Raw genomic sequence first — 21,790 nt, forward strand, 5'->3', positions numbered from 1 at the left:
GTTTCCAGTGCTGGCAATAAAGTAACAAAGTGATTCCTGATGTTGGCGAGAAGGCGGAATTGGCAGCTTTTACTTGAACTGTCATAAATTGTGCGTAGACTGCCGCCTCGCCGCAGCAGAGGGACTTTTTACGGAACCGGGTGGCGAATAATCAACCAGTGAGTGAATGCGGTAAAACGTTATTAACTCCACTATAAAAAGCGCAGCGGAACCTTTTATGTTGATGAATCCTTTATTTGTGGATACTTCTTTAAGCAATCGTCTCGGACAGGGTGTCCGTCTCGGCGTTTACCACCTGCAATACCAGGGTCGCGATTATGTTTTTGTCGCCGCACCGACCCAGCAAGCCTCCAGTTTTGTAGGCAAAAATGCTGAGCCTTTTGCATTCCAGCTACGTGAAAAATTTGGTTTGGACGCGCGTCGGTTTGAATTGATTGAAGTGCGCGAAACCGGTGAAGCCACACAGTTGTTTCGCTGGCGTTTTGAATGGGTGGGGAATTCCCCTTTGTCTGCGCGCAGCGAAGAAATTAACTCCACTGGCCTGCGTACTATTCTTCTGAACCTGATTGATCCCGCACAGGCAGTTGCTGCCACTGCCTAGCAGATGCCCTGGCGACTGCCAGGGCTTATTCTTCAGTTGTTGTTTTCTTACCGGTACTCTTACCGGCACTACGCCAAAACCATTGGCGTGGTGGTTGTGTTAGTTCTTCAATTTGCGCCTGCTTGTGCTCTGCATCAGTAAACCAATAGTAATCATTCTTATTTTTTGGTTTGAACCAGCCACGTACCTCAGCAATATGTTCTACCGTCAACTTGGGCATGCCTAATTTGCGGTCGAAATTAAAACTGTGATTCCAATGCACTAACAAATCCCGTTTGGCAGTAGCGATGGCCAGCTCTTCAGTTTCTGTATTGATCAGTTTGCAAGTAATAAAACCAATGACGGGCTCTGGTGCATCACTGGAGTTTTCAAAAAAAATATTCTCGCCTGAGAGAACAACTTTGTAATACGTCATAATTTACTATTTAACTCAGTCTATTTCGGCATCGGGGTTTGATGGCAAGTATGCAGGTGCGGGCAATTTGTCGAATAGCTTGCTGAAATGCTGTTGTACTCGCGCGATATTCATTAGCGATATGCCACTTGAAAAACCAAACCACACATATAGTCCATTCAAATTTTTAAACATGGGCGGCAAATATTTAGGCGCGGCAATAACGCCTTCCAGATAGCGCTCATAGAGCAGTGGCAAATCATCCAGTGTCACCTTGCCCACAAATAACATGGGAATAATTTCCGGCACGCCTGATTGAATTGCGCTGCGAATAAAATTCACATTTTCCACAAATCCTTTTACGTAAGAAATATCTTTGGTAAAAACGGAGCCGCCGGTAAGGGTGCCGCCGCGAAACACTCGCTGGGTAACGCGATAACTATCGTGCTCACTCACGCCTCGCTCTAAAAAGTGGCGATAGACCTGGCAAAAATCAGCGCCTTGCTCTGCCAAATCCACGGCGACAACACGGTCGCTAATCCGGCGCGCGCGCTGCGGAAATGAACTGAAGGTTAAGGTTTCCAGCAATACCGCCATTCCCTCTTGAATTGCGGTGATTCGCGGTGACCCTACACTTAACCAGGTTGCCCAAGGTTGTTCGCGACCATTGAGCGTCGTACCTATATGCACCCAGCCTTCGTGCACTTCAAGTACTTGTAAATCCAATTCAGAAAAAGAAGCGCGGCGATTCACTTTAATGCAGTCGCCGCCGGCAGAGGCATCGGAAACAATATCGTCACTGATTTGCACCCGCACTTCGCCCGCGCCGAAATAATTTGTCATACGCTCACGCAATACTTTTACTGCTTCTTCGGAGCTGATGTCGTTAGGGTAGGGGCGATTTAAATGCTCAACTGCCGGTAACGAAAAAATATGGCACAGCTGCTCGCCCATCTGACGAAGGGTTTTGCGATCACCGCGTAAATTGTCGCTGGCAGAGCCGTAAAGTTGGCGACTGAAGTGGCCAAACTGATTGGTGCCGCGAGAGCGCAATAATTCAATAACGATTTGGTATTGATCAATCGTCGCCTGCAGGATTTTACCAAGCGCATCATCGCGCCCCAGCTGCCGACGCACATCGTTTTTTAATTCTTTTAATAAATGGTTAACCGTATCCGGATCAAACGCCAATTTTTGGCGCTGATAAAAATCAGCGTCCAGTGCCGGTAATTCTTTACCTTGTTGTTCGCGAAAGCGCTGCTCAATTCCCGCTGGCCATTTAACGGCGTCGAGAATGCGAATCGGTTTTTGTAAGGATACCAGACGCGTCGATAACTGCTTTAAACGCTCCAGATAGACTGGGTCGGTCATAACAAGGTTGCCACATAGAAGTGCAAGAACAGGCCGAATACCAAGGCGTAAAATACCCAATACAGCTGCGGTAGAGATGCCGCTATTCTATCCGGTTAATCGGTATTTGTGGCCAGAATTTGTCGTATACCGCTGCACCTCTGGCGTCTTGCAGGATAAATCGCCAGAATGGAGCGATTTTGGCTTGATCGCCGTTTAGTTGGGCTGTTATTCATATTCTGTGGCGGTGGGTGAGGATTCGGCATGCCTTTTGTTGCTCTGGAAAAGTTGCACCTGTTATTCGATGGTTATCGCAAGCCGGTCAAACTGGCGGGGCAGGATTTGCTCCTGCTGCAAGAAAATGGCAAAACCCTGTTGATCAAAAACCAATGTCCGCACGCCAACGCACCTCTGACTCGTGCCAGCCTGAGTAATAATGCACTGCGTTGTCCGATGCACGGTATTGAATTTGATTTAACCACCGGCCGGTCACGAAGCCCGGCTTGTGCGCAGGCACTGCAATTTTTACCGCTAATTTATGAAGGCAACACTGTCGGTGTGGAGCTTCGCTGAATGTTTGGAAATCGTTAATAAGGAATGCTATGGGACGTTTGATATTTAAATCGCTTGTTGTAGTAGTGCTGGTGTTAGGAATTGGCAATTACATGTTTTACCTCAAAACCGGCAATATGCCATTACGGGATATGCGCGAACAAATGGGGAGTGATTGGCTGGTCGACTTGCGTGAGCTGCTTTCGCCAAGCCAATTAGCGGCTGACGCCAAACAGGCAGTTAAAGGTATAGCAGACGAATATTCTGAACCGAATCCGGCCGAGCCAACGAAAGTGTATAAATGGACGGATACCAATGGGCAAGTTCATTTTGGCGATAAGCCCGCGGTAGCGAACGCCGCGCAAATCGAAGTGGATACACGCAACGCCATATCTGCACCTGGTGATGACACCGGAAAGTCGACAGTACCGATCGCTACTAACCAACAATCGGGGGCGGAATCGGCACTCGATAAAGCCCGCGCGGCAGCTGCGGCGATGAGGCAGCGCGTGCAACAACAGGAGCAGGTGCAATAGCTGGCGATGAGAAAGTTCTGGTATATCACCGGGCGGATATTAAAGTGGCTCTTGCTGCTTTTGCTGGCTTATCAACTGTGGTTGTTCTGCCATGTGCTGCTGTGGAAGTGGGTGAATCCCGGTGAAACCAGTTTTATGTCGATTCGACTGGATGAGTTACGCGAGCAAAATCCCAAGGCTGAATTAAAACACCAGTGGGTGGATTATCCTCATATTTCATCGCATTTAAAGCGCGCGGTGGTCGCGGCGGAAGATGATCGTTTTATGGAACATCATGGTTTCGACCTGCGCGGAATTGAGCAGGCGTTAAAGAAGAACCAGCGCAGAGGCAAATCAGTTGCGGGCGGTTCATCAATCACCCAACAACTGGCCAAAAACCTGTTCTTATCACCTTCGCGTTCCTATGTGCGCAAGCTGGAAGAAGCGTTTGTCGCCATGATGATCGAACTGCTGTGGGACAAGCGCCGAATTCTGGAGGTGTATTTGAATGTGGTGGAATGGGGCAATGGTGTATTTGGTGCAGAGGCGGCGGCGCAGCATTACTACAAGGTTCCGGCTTCGCAGATAGGCCCTTCAGCGGCGGCGCGCATGGCGGTTATGTTGCCCAATCCGCGCAGCTATGAAAAAGCCATGCCTGCCTGGGTGGTCAAACACGCCTCCCGCATTCAGGCGCGCATGCGCCACTCCCGCATTCCGTGATCCACTCACTTAATCCTGAACGTTTATACCTGCTATCCCGTGGCGCGAATATCGCTTTGTTCTTGCAGGGTCCGGTTCTCGCCGCTGGGGATTTACGTTACAATCGCGACCCTTTTAGGGTCTTGGTATCCTGTTTAGTCCAATTGTTGTAACTATCTTGTTGTAATCGGGGTGATAACCATGCCTATTTATGAATACCAATGTGAAGCTTGTAGCCACAACCTGGAGGCCTTGCAAAAATTGAGCGATGCGCCTCTGGTCGATTGTCCAGCATGTGGCAAGGCGGGCCTCAAAAAACAAATTTCAGCGGCCGGGTTCCGTTTGTCGGGCGGCGGCTGGTACGAGACCGATTTTAAATCGGGCAAGAAAAAGAACATTGCCGGTGAGTCGGCGGGCAGCTCATCCAGTACGGGCAGTTCGTCTGCCAGCTAAGTAACTAGTTAATTAAATAGCTATCCGGTTAGCCAATTCATTGTCGATCAATACTTTCTATAAATATTAGGAACTACCTATGCGCAGCCAATACTGTGGCGCTTTAAATGCCTCGTTTATCGATCAAGAAGTTACCCTCTGCGGATGGGTGGATCGTCGTCGTGATCACGGTGGTGTGATCTTTATCGACCTGCGCGACCGCGAAGGTATTGTGCAAGTGGTGTTCGATCCGGATGCAAAAGAGAATTTTGCCCTGGCCGATAAAGTGCGCGGGGAATACGTTCTGCAGTTGACCGGTAAAGTGCGCGCCCGTGCGCCGTCAACCGTTAACCCGAATATGGCGACTGGCGAGATCGAAGTTTACGGTACTGCGCTGACTATTTTGAACGAAGCGGAAACCATGCCTTTCCCATTGGATTCTTACTCGAACGTAGGTGAAGAGACCCGTTTGAAGTATCGCTTCCTCGATTTGCGCCGCACTGAAATGCAGAAAAACCTGCGTTTCCGCAGCAAAGTGACCAGCGTGATCCGCAACTATCTGGATCGCAATGGCTTCCTTGATGTTGAGACTCCAATCCTGACTCGTGCGACTCCGGAAGGCGCGCGCGATTATCTGGTTCCGTCGCGTACCCACGACGGTAAATTCTTTGCGTTGCCACAGTCTCCGCAATTGTTTAAGCAACTGTTGATGGTGGCCGGTTATGACCGTTACTACCAGATCGCCAAGTGCTTCCGCGACGAAGACCTGCGTGCTGACCGCCAGCCGGAATTTACCCAGATCGACATCGAAACTTCATTCATGTCGCAAGACCAGATCATGCAAATTACCGAAGGCATGTTCCGCGAATTATTCAAAGATTTGCTCGGGGTAGAGTTTGCCGCGATCAATCACATGCCGTTCTCGGAAGCGATTGCCAAATACGGTTCAGACAAGCCGGACATGCGTATTCCGCTGGAATTGGTTGATATCAAAGACCTGGTTACCGAAGTGGATTTCAAAGTGTTCGCTGGCCCGGCCAATGATCCAAAATCCCGCGTTACTGCACTGAAAGTACCCGGCGGTAATGAGAAGTTGACCCGTAAACAAATCGACGATTACACCAAATTTGTTGGCATCTATGGCGCAAAAGGTCTGGCGTACATCAAGGTCAACGACAAGTCTGATCTGGAAGAAGGCTTGCAATCACCGATCGTGAAAAACCTGCCAGTGCCGGTACGTGCGGCCATTTTGGATCGCGTTGGTGCTGAAAACGGCGACCTGATTTTCTTTGGCGCTGACAAACACAAAATAGTAACCGAAGCCTTGGGCGCACTGCGCTGCAAACTCGGCGCAGACCTTGAGTTGTACACCACACAGTGGGCTCCGCTTTGGGTTGTTGATTTCCCGATGTTTGAAGAAGATGACAAAGGTGGCTGGACTTCAATCCACCACCCGTTCACTTCGCCGAGCTGCACACCGGATGAGTTGGTCGCTAGCCCGGGTGATGCATTATCCCGCGCATACGATTTGGTATTGAACGGTACTGAATTGGGTGGTGGTTCAGTTCGTATCCACTCATCGACTATGCAACAAGCCGTATTTAAAATCCTCGGCATTTCACCGGAAGAACAACGCGAGAAGTTTGGCTTCTTGCTCGACGCACTTGCATACGGCGCACCACCACACGGTGGCTTGGCGTTTGGTTTGGATCGTTTGATTATGTTGATGGTAGGTGCCAGCTCAATCCGCGACGTAATCGCCTTCCCGAAAACCCAAAGCGCTGCCTGTGTAATGACCGATGCTCCCGGCACCGTAGACGAGCTGCAATTGCGCGATCTGCATATCCGCCTGCGCAAGAAAGAAAAAGCTGTTGCAGTAGAAGATTCGCCTGAATACGGTATGTAATTTTTGTTGCACACAAAGGGTGGGCTTTTGCCCACCTTTTTTGTTTGTAGCGATTTGAAATTGGCACTATCCAGGTTTGGCGTTGGGATAAGTGTTTCAAAACCCTGGAGACATGGATGTCGAATGGGAGTTACAGGGATGTATTTATACGTTTTTAAAATACTTATCCCAATGACAAACCGTGTTATTGGCACTGGGTTATTTGTTGTAATTATCTGAATGGGAGCTTCCAATGGCCGGACATTCCAAATGGTCAAACATGAGACATCGCAAGGCGCGTCAGGACGCCAAGCGAACCAAAATCTTCACCAAAATTATCCGCGAATTAACGGTTGCCGCCAAAGGTGGCGCGAGCCCTGCTGATAATCCGCGCTTGCGTGCGGCGGTAGAAAAGGCCTATCTCAACAATCTCAAAAAGGATGTAGTTGAGCGTGCGATTGCCCGTGGCGCAGGCACTTCGGAATCTGATGCGTACGAAGAGCTGATTTACGAAGGCTACGGCGTAAACGGCGTCGCCTTTATCGTTGAATGCATGACTGATAATCGTAATCGCACTGCAGGCGATGTGCGCCACGCGTTTGATAAGCGCGGCGGCAATCTGGGCACCAGCGGCTCGGTTGCTTATCTTTTTGCGCGCAAAGGCCAAATCAGTTTTGCGCCGGGCGTCAATGAAGATGCATTGATGGAAGCTGCACTTGAAGCGGGGGCTGATGATGTTGTCAGCAATGAAGATGGTTCATTTGATGTGATGACCGCATTTGAGGATTTCTTTCACGTAAAAGATGCTTTGGCTAGCGCTGGCTTGAATGCATCTGAATCCGAGATTACACAAATTCCTTCGCTCACCGTTAGTCTCGATAAAGAATCTGCTGAAAAGATCCTCGCACTGATCGATACGCTGGAAGATTTGGATGACGTGCAAAACGTGTACACCAATGCCGATATTGCCGAAGAAATCATAGAGCAGTTGGGGTAACCGTCTTATCAAGCATCTGATGAGCAATCACCAGATGCTTGCCTGTCACCGCCCATCGTGTAACACTGCGCCATAACTACTGTATATAGATACAACTTATGGCACTTATTCTCGGTATTGATCCCGGCTCCCGCAAAACCGGCTTTGGCATTATCAATGTCATCGGTAGCAAGCAGGAGTACGTCACTAGCGGTGTGATTCGTATGAAAGATACAGATGAATTGCCTGCGCGCCTCAAAGTTATTTTTGATTCCCTCACCCAAATTATTGAGCAATATTGCCCGCAAGAAATGGCCATTGAACAGGTATTTATGGCCAAGAATGCCTCATCTGCCTTGAAATTGGGGCAAGCGCGGGGCGCGGCGATTGTGGCGGCGACTGCGCAGAATGTGCCTGTGTCGGAATATGAAGCACGTAAAGTGAAGCAATCGGTGGTGGGCAATGGTGCTGCCGATAAATTGCAAGTGCAGCATATGGTCAAAACCCTATTGCGCTTGCCCGCCCCTCCACAAGAGGATGCGGCCGATGCTTTGGCCGTCGCACTTTGCCATGCCAATACCCGCGATCATTTAATCCGTATGGCGGGTTCATCCAGTTTCCGCCGTGGGCGAGTTGTATAACTCGAACGTTCGCGATTATTTTTATGTAGCGAGTGGCTATGGATGACTCTTGTCGGTAAAGTCCTTTACAATTGCCCACATTAATACTGTTTATAAAAACAGCCTATTTTTCCCCGATGGAAAGTGAATTTTATGATTGGACGTTTGCGCGGAGTAGTTCTGGAAAAACAGCCGCCTTATTTGCTGTTGGATGTAGCCGGCATTGGTTACGAGCTGCAAGCACCTATGACTACTTTTTATCGCCTGCCCGGTATCGGTCAGGAAATTGTGTTGCACACGCACTTATCTATCACTGAAAACCTGCATCAATTATTCGGTTTTATCGAGCAACGCGACCGCTCGCTCTTTCGCACCTTGATCAAAGTAAACGGTGTCGGTCCCAAACTGGCGATTGCTATTTTGTCGGGCATGGAAGCGGATGACATCGCCCGTTGCGTGCGCGACGACAATATTAATGCCCTGACTAAAGTCCCCGGTATCGGTAAAAAAACCGCCGAACGTTTGGTGATTGAATTGCGCGATCGCTTGAAGACTTGGGATATGCCGCAGAGCGATTTAATTGCTCATAGCGAAATCCAGAGTATCGCCACCGACAATGATGTATTTGCCGAAGCCGAAAGCGCATTGATCGCCTTGGGCTACAAACCGGTCGATGCCGCTAAAATGATTTCGCTCGCGGCCAAGCAGAAACCGGATGCCAAAAGCGAAGAGTTGATCCGTATTGCGTTGCGCGCTATCGCCGGATAAACATTGGTGCCGGATAAACCCACGTTAGCCTGGTTGAATAACGATGATTGAAACTGACCGCCTGATTGCACCCGCAGCCAAAGAGCGCGAAGACCATCTCGATCGCACCGTGCGCCCGAAGTCGCTTGCCGATTATGTCGGGCAACCGGCGGTATGCGAGCAAATGGAAATTTTTATCGGCGCAGCGAAAAAGCGCGGTGAAGCATTGGATCACACCCTGGTGTTCGGTCCGCCGGGTTTGGGTAAAACAACACTCGCCAATATTATCGCCAACGAAATGAATGTTTCGCTGAAAAGTACGTCTGGTCCGGTGTTGGAAAAGGCGGGTGATTTGGCCGCATTGCTCACTAATCTTGAGCCCGGTGATGTTCTATTTATTGATGAGATCCACCGCTTGAGTCCGGTAGTGGAAGAAATTCTCTATCCGGCGATGGAGGATTTCCAACTGGATATTATGATCGGCGAAGGCCCTGCTGCACGCTCAATCAAGCTGGATTTACCGCAATTTACCCTGGTGGGGGCAACAACACGCGCAGGTTTGCTGACATCACCGTTGCGCGACCGTTTTGGTATTGTTCAGCGACTGGAGTTTTATAATGTCGCCGATCTCACCCATATTGTGGCGCGCTCATCCGCATTGTTAGGGGTAAAAATGGATATAGAAGGTGCGGCAGAAGTAGCAAAACGTTCCCGCGGTACCCCGCGTATCGCCAATCGTCTACTTCGTCGCGTACGCGATTACGCAGAAATGAAAGGCGACGGGATAGTTACCGCACAGATGGCTGACAGCGCGCTCAATATGCTCAACGTCGACGAGCGTGGCTTCGATCACATGGATCGCCGCTTGCTGACAGCAATGATGAATAATTTCGATGGTGGGCCGGTAGGGGTTGAAAGTTTGGCGGCGGCCATTAGTGAAGATCGCGGAACTATTGAGGATGTAATAGAGCCCTATCTGATCCAGCAGGGATTTATGGCTCGCACACCGCGCGGTCGGATTTTAACCAATAACGCCTATTTATATTTTGGGATGCCCATACCCAAACGTTTGCAGGATTCAGTGGAATAATTTCGTTATGCACCCATTTAGTATCCCGTTGCGGGTTTACATCGAAGACACAGATGCAGGCGGCATTGTTTATTACGTTAATTATCTCAAGTACATGGAGCGTAGCCGTACAGAATTTTTGCGTAGTTTGGGCTATGATAAGCCCGCTATTTTGGATGGTGGATTATTGTTGGTTGTGCACTCTGCACAAATTAATTACCGTCGTTCCGCGCGTCTTGATGATCAATTGCAAGTCAGTGCACAGATTGAAAAATTGGCACGCACCTATGTCGAATTCAAACAGCAGGTGCTGCGCGATGGTGAATTGTTGTGCGAGGCTGTAATCCGTATCGCCTGTGTCGATGCTGCAACCATGAGACCCAACGCAATTCCCGCTGATATGCATCATCAACTTGATCAAATTTTCCACAGTCAAATGTAAGAGTTAAATAATACTATGCCAGAAGCTAAACCAAGCCTGTCGATACTGCACCTCATTGTTGAGGCCAGTTTTTTAGTGCAAGTAGTCATGCTGATTTTATTTTTAGCATCAGTCATATCCTGGGTAATGATCTTTCAGCGCGAAATCTACCAGCGCAAAGCATCAGCAGCATTCGCCTATTTTGAAAAGCAATTTTGGTCTGGTATAGATTTGAACCAGCTTTATCGCCAAGGCAATGGCCGCAATGAAGTGGTAGAAGGGATCGAAAATATATTCCGCGCAGGGTTCAAAGAATTTACCCGCTTGCGCCAACAAGCCGGTGCTGATTCTGATGCGGTAATGGAAGGTTCAATGCGCGCGATGCGTGTTGCACTTGCCCGCGAGGGTGAAAAACTCGAAGAGAACTTGCCGTTCCTGGCAAGTGTTGCATCGGTCAGCCCTTACATTGGTCTGCTTGGAACCGTATGGGGAATTATGATGTCCTTCCTGAATATCTCCAATGCCGGCCAACCAAGTTTGGCGACTGTTGCGCCCGGCATTGCCGAGGCTTTGATTGCAACTGCTATGGGTTTGTTTGCCGCAATCCCGGCAGTGCTTGCGTACAACAAGTTTTCGGCGCGCGCAGAAAGCTTAATGGGTAATTACCAAACGTTTGCAGAAGAATTCTCTGCAATTTTGCATCGCCAGGTTCACAGCAAATAACGCTGTTTTACATAGATTAAGAAACAGGTTAAAGCCATGTCTGGATTTGCATCACCGGTCAAAAAGAAATTGAAAGCGGAAATCAATGTAGTTCCGCTGATCGACGTTATGTTGGTGTTGTTGATCGTATTTATGATTGCCGCACCCATGATGACTCAAGGTATTAAAGTTGAATTACCGCAAGCAGCATCCGAGTCAGTCGATACAAAAGACGATGATCCCATTACTGTTTCAGTAAAAGCGGATGGCTCTTATTACATTGATTTGGCCGGTGATGCAGAAGCACCACGTCCCCTTGCTGAAATTAAATCGATCGTGAGCAAGGTGCTCGCAGAAAAACCAAATACCTTAGTGTTTGTGCAGGGTGATAAAAAAGTAGAGTACGGTGTCATAGTGACGTTGATGGGGGAGTTAAAGTTAGCTGGAGCCCCTTCTGTCGGTTTGATTACAGAGCCTCCGCGCTAGGTTTTTTATGAAGTTGGAAAAATCATTATCACTGCCGACATTGTTAAGTGTTTTATTGCACGGTGCTTTACTGGTGCTTTTTCTGGGTAATTGGGATTTTTTTAAGGAAAAAGAGGAACCTTATAAGCCTCATTATGTAACTGCCAAGCTGGTCGATGCGAAACCAAAAGCCAAAGCGGCACCACCGCAGATTCATGAGCAAGTATTGGACTCAAAAGCTTATGAAGATCTTAAACACCTGAAAAAGCAGGATGAACAGCGCCGCAAAGAAGCAGAAGCGTTGGTTCAACAGAAAAAAGATCAAGAGGCAAAAGCAGCAGAAGCGGAAAAACTAAAGCAACAAAAAGTAAAAGAAGAAGCAGCAAAAGTTGCGAAAGCCAAAGCAGATAAAGCAGAGGCAGAGAAGAAGAAAAAAGCCGAAGACGAAGCAAAACGTATAGCTGAAGCGGCCAAGAAGACCAAGCGTGAACAGGAAGCCCGGGAAGAGCGGGAGCGAGTTCAAGCGGCTTTGCAAAAACAAGAAAAAATGATCAGCGAGTCCAATGATGCTGTAAACACGAAGAGTTATGAGGAAGCCCTCATCGAGCGTGTGGAGCAGAATTGGAGTCGGCCACCCTCAGCACGAAATGGGTTGGAGGTTGTATTGGAAGTGAACATGTTGCCCACTGGAATTGTCACAGGCTTGCGCGTGATTAAAAGCAGTGGTGATCCGGCGTTTGATCGGGCAGCAGAACAGGCAGTAAAGCGTGTGGATCGTTTTACCGAAGTGATGCAAATCCCGCCTGATATTTTTGAAAGGTATTTCCGTGTATTCAGATTCACATTTAGCCCAGAGGACTTAAGGTCGTGAAACGTTACTTACTGTTGTGTCTTGTTTTTGTTGCTGGCATTGCCCATGCGCAATTGAATTTAAAAGTTACCAAGGGGGTAGATAATCCAACCCGTATAGCCGTTGTGCCCTTTGCCTGGGCCGGTGGTAAATTGACTGAAGATCTGGCCAGGATTGTTGGTAATGATCTGCAGTTTTCCGGTCAATTTGAGGCAATTGCTGCTGAACGTTTGTTGTCCTTTCCTCGCTCTGAAGCAGAAATTCATTATCGTGATTGGAGTGTGCTTAAGGCGGAGTATTTGTTGATTGGCTCAATCACCCAGCAAGCTGGCCGTTACTATGCAAGTTATGAATTATTTGATGTGGTGCAACAAAAACGTGTATTTGCCAAGCTGACAGTTGATGGTACCGATGCGCAATTGCGCGATATGGCGCACCATATCAGCGACAAAGTATATGAAACCATTACCGGTATTCGCGGTATTTTTTCTACCAAGCTGATTTATGTCGAGGCCTTCAAGCAGCCGCAGAAATATCGGTTGATGTTGTCTGATATCGATGGCTTTCGTCCACGTATGCTGCTGGACTCACGCTATCCTATATTGTCTCCTGTATGGTCACCAAATGGTCAGCGTGTAGCCTATGTGTCATTTGAGGCGGACAATAAACCTGCAATTTATATCCAGGACATTGCTACAGGCAGACGTCAACAAATGACTAACTTCCGTGGATTAAATGGCGCACCGGCGTGGTCCCCTGATGGACAAAAGCTGGCGATGGCCCTGTCAAAAGACGGAAACCCTGAAATCTATGTAATGAATGTGTTGACTCGTCAGCTCACTCGCGTGACCAACCACTTTGCTATTGACCATGAGCCATCATGGTCTGCGGATGGCGCTTCGCTTTTCTTTACTTCGGATCGCGGTGGTAAACCCCAAATCTATCAAGTCAATTTGAGTAGTATGCAGCAAGAGCGTGTTACGTTTGACGGTGATTATAATGCCCGCGGACGTGTTTCTCCTGATGGAAAAAGTCTGGTTATGTTGAACAAACGCCCCGGTACGTCCTATCATATTGCTGCGCAAGATATAAAATCTGGCAATTTACGCATTTTGTCAGAGACAAGTTTGGACGAATCGCCTACTATAGCGCCCAATGGCGCTATGCTAATGTATGCGACTCGTTCTGGTGGTAAAGGAGTATTGGCGGCCGTGTCTCTTGACGCGCGTGTCAAAATCCTCCAGCCTCCAAAACAGGGTGATGTGCGGGAACCCGCATGGTCGCCATTCTTTAACTAATCCCGTAAAACAGATCAAAACTTCATTGGAGTTACACACACATGATCACCAAAGCAATCAAGCAAGGTCTCACTTTGGCTGTTGTTATGTCTTTCCTGGTTGGCTGTTCAAGCAGCGATAACAAAGCAACTGAGCCAACTACCACTGGTACTGCTCCTGTTGAACGCACTACTACTCCTGAAGCGGCATTGTCAAATGTTGTTTATTTTGACTTTGATCAATATTCTTTGACTGCTGAGAGCCGTGCTGTACTGTTGGCTCACGCTGACAAATTGAAAGGTGCTTCAGTAGCTGTACGTCTGGAAGGTCATGCTGATGAACGCGGTTCACGCGAGTACAACATGGCTCTGGGCGAGAAGCGTGCTAACGCTGTTCGTGATTTCCTTGTGACTCAAGGCGTTAACGGTTCTTCTCTGGAAGTTGTTAGCTTCGGTGAAGAGCAACCAGTTGCTACCGGTAGCGACGAAGCCTCTTGGTCACAAAACCGTCGCGTAGAAGTTAAGTACTAAGAGTCTGAGCCCGTATGCTTAAAAATCTGCTTGCTGTTGTCTTGGTTGTCGCAGCTCCAGTCTTACAGGCGCAAGTACGGGTTGTTGAGTCTTCACCCCAGGGCATTCGCTCTGGGGTGGCTCAAACTGGTCTGCCTGCTTCTGCTCAATCTGATGTTTACTCCCAAATAAGTGCCCTGCAAAAAGAAGTAGCTGATTTACGTGGCTTACTTGAAGAGCAAGCGCATGAGCTAAAACAGCTCAAGCAACTACAGTTAGATAACTACATTGATCTTGATCGCCGTCTGTCCGGTGGTGGAGCACATACTGTGCCCAGCAGATCAATTGTTGAAGATATTCCTATCTCTATAGCGCCATCTACTATTGCATCTGTGTCGCGTCTACCTGCCTCTGCCAGTGAAAGCGATGTATACAAAAATGCATATGATTTACTAAATCAAAAAGATTTTGATGGTGCTTTAGCAGCATTCCAGGAACATTTGAGCCGTTTTCCGAATGGTGATTTTGCCAGTAACAGTCACTATTGGCTGGGTAAGATTGCCATGCTAAAAAAGGATTACCCGCAAGCTAAAAACTGGTTTTCCCAGTTGGTAACGAACTTTCCTGGTGCTGCAAAGGTACCTGATGCCAAATTGGATTTGGGGAAGGTGTATTTTATGACGGGAGATAAGGCCAAAGCTCGATCCCTATTGAATGAAGTTGCTGGCGGCAGTTCAGATGCCGCCCGTTTGGCGCAGAAATTTCTGGCTGATAATTTTTAATGTTTCTATAAAAAAAGCTAAAAAGAAAGGGGCTTTATGTTAAAGCCCCGTAGTGTATCCATAATTGGATATATGTGTTGCAGCAGCTTCCTGCAAAAGCCTCGTGAATCTTACGTAAGTTCCTTCTAATACTCCTGTTTACTTTCCTCCCGGTTAAATCCCTCCGAGCGCATTGAGTCAGTTTTGCTCCTACTGCCCGCTTTTCCTATGGATGACTCCGTAAAACTTCTGTCATCATTCCTGGCGCTACTCCAATATCATCTTGATATTGATTTCCTTGTGCTCCCTGTATCTGCTTATCCTTGCAGCCCATTTATCCTTTAAATGGTTTTCGTCCTTGATGTAGTTATTTTGGCGTAATCCAGGCAGCCGAACTAGTCATAAAAATCGCTTTCATTTGTAGGAAATTGACCATATGAAGTTGCGGTTTTATGAAAGTGGGAAAGTAAAGCACGGGATTCGTTATTGCGGTTTTGGTCTTATCCTTTACACTGCGACCAATACTGTTCTTATTATGGGAATGAAGTGATGAGTTTTTTATCCGGTCATTTAATTAGATCGCTGAGAGCGAATGCATGTTGTTTAAGCTTGGCATTGTTTTGTTTAGTTGTTCAAGCCGCTGAGCCTCAGGTTGATAATACATACCAACTGGACTATCTGGTTAAACTCGTTCCCGAGCGGGAAGGTGCAGCTGTCGAGATTTCGATTGATAATGGTGGGTTATTACGAAAAATGCGTTTTGATAACGCCGATGGTATCTATTCGGAAATCCAGGGAAATGGCAAATTAACGATTAAGAATAAGCAGGTTTTTTGGGAGTTACCTGCGAAAGATGCCAGGTTAACCTATTTTGTGAAATTAACTCATGAGCGTTCGGCTGGTAAATTTGACGCGCGGGTAACAAAAGATTGGGCATTGTTTCGCGGTGATGATTTAATTCCACCAGTAGAAACGTTTGAAATCCCTGGTGCGCGTGCGATCGCTAAATTAGAGTTTATATTACCGGAGGGATGGCCGGGTATTGAAACCGGCTGGCCGCGTCAAAAAGGTAACTTGTTCATCATTGATAATCCGGAGCGATTATTCGATCGCCCAATAGGCTGGATGATTGCAGGGAAAATCGGTACTCGAAGAGCGACAATTAAACAGACTTCAATTGCGGTTAGTGCTCCCACAGGTGAAGGGTTGCGTCGTATGGATGCACTCACGTTTTTTAATTTTGTCTGGCCGGAAGTGCACTCGGCTTTTAACGTAACGCCAAAAAAATTATTGGTAGTAGGGGCAGATGATCCGATGTGGAGGGGCGGGTTGTCAGCTTCGAACTCGTTATTTTTACATTCAGATCGTCCTTTGGTAAGTGAAAATGGTACTAGTCCTTTATTGCATGAATTGACCCACATGGTCACACGTATTCGTGGTGCAACCACTGCAAAAACAAACGATGATTGGATCGCAGAAGGGATTGCTGAATTCTATTCCTTCGAATTACTTTATCGTGCTGATGGAATGACTAAAGCGCGACGCAGCAAAATAATTAAAAATTTAGCCGCTTGGGGTGCTGAAGTAAAACATTTGCGTACAACCAAATCGACCGGACCCGTGACAGCCCGTGCTGTTGTGTTGCTGGATGAGTTGGACAAAGAAATTCGCAAGCGCAGTAATAATAAACACAGTATTGATGATATAACCCAACAGTTAATGGTGCTTCGCAAGGTATCGCTGGATGACTTGCGTAAAGCAACAGAAAAATTAATTGGGCCAAAGGTAGAAGCATTGAATTCGCCTTTATTGAAATAATAATCAGTGATTGACGCGGGAATGGTCGATGGCATTGGTAACACAGAATAATAATACCTATGCATTGCCACCTATATGGCTGGACACTGAGGGTACTGATGAGCAATTGGGAATAGCCCTTGAACTCTTGGTAACTCGTGGTGCCAGCAGCATTTTGGTTTTGGCATGTAGTAACAATGCGCACTCGGCGGACCGATTAAAAGTTTTGTTGGGTGCTTGTCCTGTGCCTGTTTTCGGTGGCATTTTTCCCGGTATTTTCTTCGATGGAAAATGTATGGACCGTGGTTCGCTCCTTATTGGTTTTCCTTTTGCTGTTCAAGTTGATGTTTACGACGATTTGTCCCAAGCGAAATTATTTATTGAAAATCCATCGTGGCAGGATGGTGATAGAGTTGATTTCGCTGCTGATTTGATGGTTTTTGTTGATGCCATGGCAAAAACAACTGAAGTATTTATTAACACGCTATATGAAACAATTGGCGGAGGTAGTCATGTTATTGGCGGCGGCGCTGGATCGATAAATTTTATTCAGCGGCCCTGTTTGTTTACGCGTGCAGGTTTGTTGCAAGATGCCGCGTTGGTGATAAAGTTACCGATTCCTATGCGCTGCGCTGTAGATCATGGTTGGGAAGTGCTAGATGGACCATACCTTGTTACCGAAGCTAAGGGTACCAAGGTTAAGACAATTGATTATTTGCCGGCATTTCAAGTGTATCGAGACAGTATTGAGCGTATAACCGGTAATCAATTTAATAAAAATAATTTTTTTGAAATATCTAAAAACTTCCCTTTGGGAATTGTTGGCATTAACGAAGAGATCATGGTGCGAGATCCGATCCAGCGCATTAAAAATGAGTTGGTGTGTGTTGGTTGTGTGCCCGCTAATACCATGATTTATATCTTGCAAGGGCGACGTAAATTTATTATCGAGGCGGCATTTTTGGCTGGAGAGCAATCCGGTTTGAAGCTGCAACAGCTATCACATAAGCCACTGGGAATGGCATTGGCTTTTGATTGCATTAGTCGTTCGCTCTACTTGGGAGAGGATTTTTCTGATGAGTTACTGGCCTTGAGCAGTGGCATTGGTGAAGGCAAAACGATTCTTGGTGTTTTGTCGATTGGTGAAATTACCAATACTGCAAGAGGAACTATTAATTTGTTGAATAAATCCATAGTGGTGGGTCAACTCTAGCGATTGCCTCATATGAAAAAAGCACTGCAAATAATATCAATACAACATGAGCTTGCCATGGCTATTGGTAATGACTTGAAGTTGATAGAAATGCTACGCATCTTTATGCGCGTCAGTATGTCGCGTTTGGATCTCAGTAGCGTTCATGTATTTCTTTTTTGTGATCCCACAGGTGTACCGACCTTTGCCGACTTCTCCGGTAAACCACTGGTGATTAAACACTGTCTCAGTATTCCGCGTCAGTATTTAGGTGCGCCTTGGTCGGAATGCTTGGTGCTCCAGTCAATGGTTGCACAGCACCTGGAGTCCAAAAGCCTCTCATCAACAATTGCACTCAATAATAAAACATACCACTGTTTTTCATTGCCCGCTCATGGCGTTATAGTTTTTGAAGGGGTTTATGAATTGGATTCGGTTATCCAAAAGTCGCTCGATCCTATTTTTAAAAAATTATCATTAAGTTGCTATGCCTGCATTGCCCATGAATCTTTGTTGAAGGAAATGGCCGCGCGCCATCTGGCGGAAAAAACTATTGCTCACCAAGCGGCCCATGATGAGCTTACCCAGTTGGCAAATCGCCGCAAGCTAACAGAAAAACTGGAGGAATCTTTAGCTCATTGTCGACATTATCAAAAATACGGTGCTTTATTATTTATTGATTTAAACCAATTCAAATCGATAAATGATGTGATGGGACATGATGTTGGGGATAAAATTTTGCAAGAGGTTGCTCAACGTTTGTTGAGTATTACCCGTAGCAAAGATACGGTCGCGCGTTTTGGTGGAGATGAGTTTGTTATTCTGTTGCCTGATTTAGGACGTAATCGTGAAGAAGCCGAGCTGATTGTTTGCGGTACTGCTGCGCGTATCCATGATGCTGTTGAAGTGACATTTGATCTGGCAGGTGTTGGATACAATATTAGTTGCAGTATGGGATACGAAATTTTCCCCAATCTTGATGAGTTATACAGCGACATTATTAAGAATGCCGACTTGGCAATGTATGAAGCAAAAGTCATGCGTCAACGTGTTGCATTGGCATATCATCCTGATATGTCGGAGAAACACAATACTCGTTTGGCTTACGTATCGGATTTAAAAGCTGCAATAAAAAATAATGAATTTGAGCTTTATTACCAACCGCAGTTTAATTACGCCCACGAAATTATCGGTGCCGAAGCGTTATTGCGTTGGCATAATCCAAAGTACCAATTTGAATCACCCGCTGTGTATATCCCAATCGCAGAAGATAGCGATTTGATTTTAGATATTGGCGATTGGGTATTGAACGAAGCTTGCAGGCATTTAAAAATTTTGCAAATACAAGGGCTGTTAGAGGGATTCAAAAAGTTATCGATTAATGTCAGTGGTAAGCAACTAACGCAGCAAGATTTTTTTGCACGTATCTGTCAGGCGCTTGCTGTAACTGATGCTCCACCGCAAAATCTTGCCATTGAAATTACTGAGAACGTATTGGTGAGCGGAATCAATCAAGCAATGACATTAATGTCGGACTTGCAGGCAATTGGTGTTGAGTGTTCAATTGATGATTTCGGTACGGGCTATTCATCATTGGCCTACTTAAAACGTTTTCCTGCGCGCATGATTAAAATTGATCGCTCCTTTGTGCGTGATATTCACAGCGATGCTGAAAGCCGCTCGATTGCACGAATGATTATTGCATTGGGAAGTAATCTTGATATGGAGATTCTTGCTGAAGGAGTGGAAACCCGGGAAGAGTTGGCTTGTTTGCAGGAACTGGGTTGCCAGCAATATCAGGGCTACTATTTTTCCCGACCGGTACCCTTTACAAATTTGCTTGCGATGTTGCAACCGCAGATGGAAGAGGTGGAATAGTAACTTTTATTTTTAATTTGTTCTAACGTCCTTGTTAGATGCTACGGGCAATAATAATTCCGCCCCACAACAAATTGCGATCACCTGCGCCGCTTTTAATTTCCGAGTTGTGTCCGCGCAGTACGTAGCTGACGCGATAGCCCTGCTTGAACGCAAATGTGTAACCAGCCCAAGTTTCAACCAGTAAAGGATTCAATTGGTTATGATTGTAATTCACAGCACTGTCGCGAAATTGTCCTTGTAAAAATGCATTGTAAGCGCGTGCTTTAATTGCAATCCCAGCCCAGAAATAACGCTCATTCACTGCTTTGGCATTGCTTGAGTAAGATGACTTTTCACCATAACTGGCCAACTCGGGGTTGAATGATGCCCAAGGGCTGTGAATTCTGCCGGTACGCATGCTCAGGCCCCAGCTTGCTTCAGTCAGATAACCAACGGATGCTTGTACGGTACTTTTTACTTCGACGCTTTCTGAAAAACTATCGAAATATTGTTGCCGGGCAAGCACATAGCGACCGGTTAATTCTCCACTATCACTAATCTGGTTATTCCAGCCCTCCGCTTTCTCGCCACTCGTTATTTTGTGGGCGAGATTCTGTAACTCTCCCGCCAATCCAGTGCCGAGTAAGCCCACAGTCAGCGTACTCTTCCAAGCGATATTATCGACCAGGTCAACCTGCTCACGTGAGCTGGAAAGGTAAGCCAGGCTGGCGTAGGGGCGATCATCAGGGTTGGCTTCTTTAACACTGATATCTTCGGGGGTGAAGCCAAAAACTCCGACTTCCCGACTAAAGGTTTCCTCTGTGCCTAGCGATGAATGCTCGAACCTCAGCCATCTATCGAGCACAACCAGCGGTGTATTGAGGGAGACTTTTGCTGCCCGGGCGCTTGCTCCTGTTTGGGTAAAGTTGAGTCCATAGGTATAGTCCTGGTCACGGTGGCCTGGTACCAATAGATCATTATCGAATGCGAATGCCCAACTGCTGGTTGGCTTGGTGGGCTGATCCTTAAGATGCAGCAATGGTTGCTTCTCATCATCGGCCAAGCTGACAAGTTGTAACCATTGTGGCTGCTGCTCAGCCAGATAGCTGCCCTGATCTGCAAATACAGTACTGGCGATACTGAACAACAACGATAGGGCAAAAGCCTGAATAAGTAATGACTCCACGAACCAGAATCTGCTAGCTGTATCGAGGTTTCTACTGGAGTCTCTTTGTTTGTCTTGGTCTTGCATGTCGGTAACTCCTTTTCTTTTGTTACCATGGTTTCAGTTTACTTTTTAAATAAATGACCAGTCGTCTTATTTTTGATCCAAAAAATAGGCGAACGAATTCGCCTGAAGATGAGATATCTATAATCTCATGTATCAAAAAAGTGACTGGTCATCTTATTTTTATGGAACAAAAATACCCGGAAAGGTAATTTTTTAAAGGGATCGTTAAATCTTAATCCTGTGGCTTGGAAAAAAGTTCGGGTAAAACAGTTAAAAAGGCGTTGAGTGGTTCACGACATTTGGATGCCTTCATACGCATTAATGTCCCCTCCCAGGCATTGAATAAAAACTCTGCCAGAATCGGAGAGGGTAGCTGGCTTTTCAGACCATCTTTAAGCCGTGCTTCTTCCAATACGTCTTCGATTGCTTGGGTGCTATTGCGCAACATTTGGCGAACTTTGATGCGTATTGCCTCGCTGGATTCCGACATCTCCTGGCACATATTGCCCAGGAAGCAGCCACCGTTGAGGTTTTCCTCGCAACCACCAATATTGTTCACAAAAAAGCGGGTCAGGCGTTCCTGAGGGCAAATATTGCGGTCACTTAGCAGGTGGCGATTCTGGATCATGCGCTCTTCGGTTACTTTCTCCAGTGCTTCAATCGCAAAATCTTCCTTACTCTTGAAGTAAGTGTAAAAAGAACCTTTGGGCACATTGGCAGAGTTGACTATGTCTTGAATGCTGGTGCCGTTGTAGCCACGGGTGGCCATTACCTTTAACCCGGCATCAAGAAGATAATCTTTTTTCAGTTCGCGTTTGCTCATGTGGTAAATATATGACCAGTCGTCTGCTTTTGCAAGGGTAGGTTTAGTTTATATAGTTATGG

24 protein-coding genes are annotated in these 21,790 nt (G+C 46.8%); 20 read left to right on the plus strand and 4 right to left on the minus strand.

Annotated elements, in window-relative coordinates:
- Positions 1–217 precede the first annotated feature (217 nt).
- A complete protein-coding gene (locus AC1RJL_RS03195) occupies positions 218–601 on the plus strand; it encodes a hypothetical protein (protein WP_492911302.1) in 384 nt (127 codons plus the stop codon).
- 25 nt (positions 602–626) lie between these two features.
- On the opposite strand, the gene AC1RJL_RS03200 is transcribed toward AC1RJL_RS03195, so the two are convergent.
- Together AC1RJL_RS03200 and AC1RJL_RS03205 are read right to left on the minus strand one after the other, a co-directional pair.
- Entirely contained in the window at positions 627–1,016 is a 390-nt protein-coding gene (locus AC1RJL_RS03200; protein WP_492911303.1) for a hypothetical protein, read from the minus strand.
- 15 nt (positions 1,017–1,031) lie between these two features.
- Entirely contained in the window at positions 1,032–2,366 is a 1,335-nt protein-coding gene (locus tag AC1RJL_RS03205) for a flavohemoglobin expression-modulating QEGLA motif protein (protein WP_492911304.1), read from the minus strand.
- A gap of 243 nt (positions 2,367–2,609) precedes the next feature.
- Between AC1RJL_RS03205 and AC1RJL_RS03210 the strand changes: the two genes are divergently transcribed.
- The 19 genes from AC1RJL_RS03210 to AC1RJL_RS03300 all read left to right on the plus strand — a co-directional run bounded on the left by AC1RJL_RS03210 (position 2,610) and on the right by AC1RJL_RS03300 (position 19,692).
- Positions 2,610–2,918, plus strand: a complete 309-nt coding sequence (locus AC1RJL_RS03210) for a Rieske (2Fe-2S) protein (RefSeq protein ID WP_492911305.1) — start codon at positions 2,610–2,612, stop codon at positions 2,916–2,918.
- A 29-nt stretch (positions 2,919–2,947) separates the two neighbouring features.
- Positions 2,948–3,433, plus strand: a complete 486-nt coding sequence (locus AC1RJL_RS03215) for a DUF4124 domain-containing protein (protein WP_492911306.1) — start codon at positions 2,948–2,950, stop codon at positions 3,431–3,433.
- Positions 3,434–3,439: 6 nt separating this feature from the next.
- A complete protein-coding gene (mtgA, locus tag AC1RJL_RS03220; RefSeq protein WP_492911307.1) occupies positions 3,440–4,132 on the plus strand; it encodes a monofunctional biosynthetic peptidoglycan transglycosylase in 693 nt (230 codons plus the stop codon).
- A gap of 180 nt (positions 4,133–4,312) precedes the next feature.
- Complete coding sequence (locus tag AC1RJL_RS03225; RefSeq protein WP_492911308.1) at positions 4,313–4,564, plus strand: FmdB family zinc ribbon protein; 252 nt, start codon at positions 4,313–4,315, stop codon at positions 4,562–4,564.
- Between the two features lie 79 nt (positions 4,565–4,643).
- Entirely contained in the window at positions 4,644–6,449 is a 1,806-nt protein-coding gene (gene aspS / locus AC1RJL_RS03230) for an aspartate--tRNA ligase (RefSeq protein ID WP_492911309.1), read from the plus strand.
- Between the two features lie 232 nt (positions 6,450–6,681).
- Positions 6,682–7,425 carry a YebC/PmpR family DNA-binding transcriptional regulator gene (locus tag AC1RJL_RS03235; protein ID WP_492911310.1) on the plus strand — a complete coding sequence of 248 codons (744 nt, stop codon included), beginning with the start codon at positions 6,682–6,684 and terminating at the stop codon, positions 7,423–7,425.
- Between the two features lie 98 nt (positions 7,426–7,523).
- On the plus strand, positions 7,524–8,045 hold the full coding sequence (ruvC, locus tag AC1RJL_RS03240) for a crossover junction endodeoxyribonuclease RuvC (RefSeq protein WP_492911311.1): 522 nt from the start codon (positions 7,524–7,526) through the stop codon (positions 8,043–8,045).
- Between the two features lie 132 nt (positions 8,046–8,177).
- Entirely contained in the window at positions 8,178–8,792 is a 615-nt protein-coding gene (ruvA, locus tag AC1RJL_RS03245) for a Holliday junction branch migration protein RuvA (protein ID WP_492911312.1), read from the plus strand.
- A 43-nt stretch (positions 8,793–8,835) separates the two neighbouring features.
- Positions 8,836–9,861: a Holliday junction branch migration DNA helicase RuvB gene (ruvB, locus tag AC1RJL_RS03250; RefSeq protein ID WP_492911313.1), complete on the plus strand. Its 1,026-nt coding sequence runs from the start codon at positions 8,836–8,838 to the stop codon at positions 9,859–9,861.
- A gap of 7 nt (positions 9,862–9,868) precedes the next feature.
- The gene (gene ybgC, locus AC1RJL_RS03255; protein ID WP_492911314.1) at positions 9,869–10,282 is read left to right on the plus strand and encodes a tol-pal system-associated acyl-CoA thioesterase; all 414 of its coding nucleotides are present in this window, start codon (positions 9,869–9,871) and stop codon (positions 10,280–10,282) included.
- A 15-nt stretch (positions 10,283–10,297) separates the two neighbouring features.
- Positions 10,298–10,984, plus strand: a complete 687-nt coding sequence (tolQ, locus tag AC1RJL_RS03260; RefSeq protein WP_492911315.1) for a protein TolQ — start codon at positions 10,298–10,300, stop codon at positions 10,982–10,984.
- A gap of 36 nt (positions 10,985–11,020) precedes the next feature.
- Positions 11,021–11,449: a protein TolR gene (tolR, locus tag AC1RJL_RS03265; RefSeq protein WP_492911316.1), complete on the plus strand. Its 429-nt coding sequence runs from the start codon at positions 11,021–11,023 to the stop codon at positions 11,447–11,449.
- Positions 11,450–11,456: 7 nt separating this feature from the next.
- On the plus strand, positions 11,457–12,299 hold the full coding sequence (gene tolA, locus AC1RJL_RS03270) for a cell envelope integrity protein TolA (RefSeq protein ID WP_492911317.1): 843 nt from the start codon (positions 11,457–11,459) through the stop codon (positions 12,297–12,299).
- The gene (gene tolB / locus AC1RJL_RS03275; RefSeq protein ID WP_492911318.1) at positions 12,296–13,576 is read left to right on the plus strand and encodes a Tol-Pal system beta propeller repeat protein TolB; all 1,281 of its coding nucleotides are present in this window, start codon (positions 12,296–12,298) and stop codon (positions 13,574–13,576) included. Before tolA ends, tolB begins: the two co-directional genes overlap by 4 nt.
- A gap of 41 nt (positions 13,577–13,617) precedes the next feature.
- Entirely contained in the window at positions 13,618–14,085 is a 468-nt protein-coding gene (gene pal, locus AC1RJL_RS03280; protein ID WP_492911319.1) for a peptidoglycan-associated lipoprotein Pal, read from the plus strand.
- Positions 14,086–14,099: 14 nt separating this feature from the next.
- Positions 14,100–14,846, plus strand: coding sequence for a YbgF trimerization domain-containing protein (locus AC1RJL_RS03285; RefSeq protein ID WP_492911320.1), 747 nt, complete (start codon positions 14,100–14,102; stop codon positions 14,844–14,846).
- 528 nt (positions 14,847–15,374) lie between these two features.
- A complete protein-coding gene (locus AC1RJL_RS03290) occupies positions 15,375–16,643 on the plus strand; it encodes a hypothetical protein (RefSeq protein ID WP_492911321.1) in 1,269 nt (422 codons plus the stop codon).
- 28 nt (positions 16,644–16,671) lie between these two features.
- On the plus strand, positions 16,672–17,835 hold the full coding sequence (locus AC1RJL_RS03295) for an FIST C-terminal domain-containing protein (RefSeq protein WP_492911322.1): 1,164 nt from the start codon (positions 16,672–16,674) through the stop codon (positions 17,833–17,835).
- Between the two features lie 57 nt (positions 17,836–17,892).
- Entirely contained in the window at positions 17,893–19,692 is a 1,800-nt protein-coding gene (locus tag AC1RJL_RS03300; protein ID WP_492911323.1) for a putative bifunctional diguanylate cyclase/phosphodiesterase, read from the plus strand.
- 34 nt (positions 19,693–19,726) lie between these two features.
- On the opposite strand, the gene AC1RJL_RS03305 is transcribed toward AC1RJL_RS03300, so the two are convergent.
- Together AC1RJL_RS03305 and AC1RJL_RS03310 are read right to left on the minus strand one after the other, a co-directional pair.
- On the minus strand, positions 19,727–20,926 hold the full coding sequence (locus AC1RJL_RS03305; protein ID WP_492911324.1) for a lipid A deacylase LpxR family protein: 1,200 nt from the start codon (positions 20,924–20,926) through the stop codon (positions 19,727–19,729).
- Between the two features lie 211 nt (positions 20,927–21,137).
- A complete protein-coding gene (locus tag AC1RJL_RS03310) occupies positions 21,138–21,728 on the minus strand; it encodes a TetR/AcrR family transcriptional regulator (protein WP_492911325.1) in 591 nt (196 codons plus the stop codon).
- Between the last annotated feature and the right edge of the window lie 62 nt (positions 21,729–21,790).

It is taken from the genome of Cellvibrio sp. GW822-FHT04B05, from assembly GCF_058800985.1.